This is a genomic window from Candidatus Cloacimonadota bacterium (assembly GCA_011372345.1).
GTDB lineage: Bacteria > Cloacimonadota > Cloacimonadia > Cloacimonadales > TCS61 > DRTC01.
On record DRTC01000464.1, the window covers coordinates 1 to 1,544 of the forward strand.

Sequence of the window (1,544 nt, forward strand, 5' to 3'; positions counted from 1 at the left end):
AATCTTGCTAAAGTCTCTTCTTTCCCCAGAATCCCGATAATAGTTGGAAAATTCGGACCGTGTTCTTCTCCGATCAAAGCCAGTCGGATTGGAATATAAAAATCCTTTCCTTTAATCTGCAAACGCTGCATCGAATTTTTTGTCAAATCATTAATTTCCTGTTTGGAAATTTCTCCTATTTCCTGCATTTTTTTTATCCAATATTGGAAAATTTTCTGCGAATTTTCTTGTTGCACGATTTCTTTTTGTTCTTTATTCAGTTCAGGAACAAAATAATATTTTTTAGATTCTGCAATTATTTCGGAAAGAGTAGGAATCCTCATTCTTGCAGAATCCACAACCTTTCTGAATTTTATTTTATCCGAAATATCGAAACCTGCTTTCTCAAAAAAAGGTTCTGCTTTTTCAGAAATATAATTCAAATCGAGAGTTCGTAAATAATGACCATTCATCCATTTCAATTTTTCAATATCGAAAACTGCTCCTGCTTTGGTTATCCTTTTCAAAGAAAATTCCTTTTCCAGTTCTTTCAGAGTAAAAAATTCTCGATCTCCTTTGGGATGCCATCCTAAAAGAGCAATGAAATTTAAAAGAGCTTCTGCAAGAAAACCTTTTTCCAGAAAATCCTCGACTGCCACATCTCCCTGCCTTTTGCTCAATTTCGATCTATCCGGATTCAAGAGCAAAGGTAGATGAGCCATTTTGGGAACTTTCCAACCGAACTGTTCATACATAAAAAGATGTTTGGGAAGACTCGACAACCATTCTTCACCGCGAATAACATGCGAAATTCCCATTAAATGATCGTCCACAACATTTGCGAGATGATAAGTCGGATATCCGTCCGATTTGATCAAAATCTGGTCATCGACAGTTTCCCAACTGAATGTAACTTTCTCTCTAACAACATCATAGAATGAAATTTCTCCTTCCTTCGGAGTTTTCAAACGAATGACATACGGTTCTTTATTTTCCAGCTTTTTTTGAATTTCTACTTTCGATATCCTGCTGCATCTTCCGTCATATCGCGGATCAAGTCCTTTTTCTATCTGTTCATTTTTCATCTTTTCCAAATCTTCGGGAGTACAGAAACAATAATAAGCAGTACCTTTATGGATCAGTTCTTCAGCATATTTTCGATAAATTTTCGTTCTTTGGGATTGAAAATAAGGTCCGAAATTTCCATCTTTTTCGGGTCCTTCATCATAATCCAAACCAACAGCTTTTAAAGTACTAGTAAGATTTTCAACTGCTCCTTCGACATATCTCGATCTATCCGTATCTTCGATGCGAAGAATGAATTTCCCACCTGCTTTTCTTGCATAAAGATAATTATATAACGCAGTTCGCAAACCTCCGACATGCAAATATCCGGTCGGACTCGGTGCGAACCTGACCCTGATTTCATTACTCATTTTAAGACTCCTTTTTTAGCAACTAACAAAACTAACAAAACGAACATTTTAACCGCAAAGACGCAAAGTTAAGAATTTATCCTGTAAATCCTGTTATCCTGTCTTTTTCTTTTTTTGCTACTGACTTGC

The 1,544-nt window shown here is 36.0% G+C and carries 1 protein-coding gene; it reads right to left on the reverse strand.

Going from position 1 to position 1,544, the window contains the following annotated elements; all coding sequences use genetic code 11:
- The coding region (locus ENL20_09005; protein HHE38695.1) for a glutamate--tRNA ligase at positions 1–1,415 on the reverse strand (1,415 nt) is incomplete at its 3' end.
- Positions 1,416–1,544 lie beyond the last annotated feature (129 nt).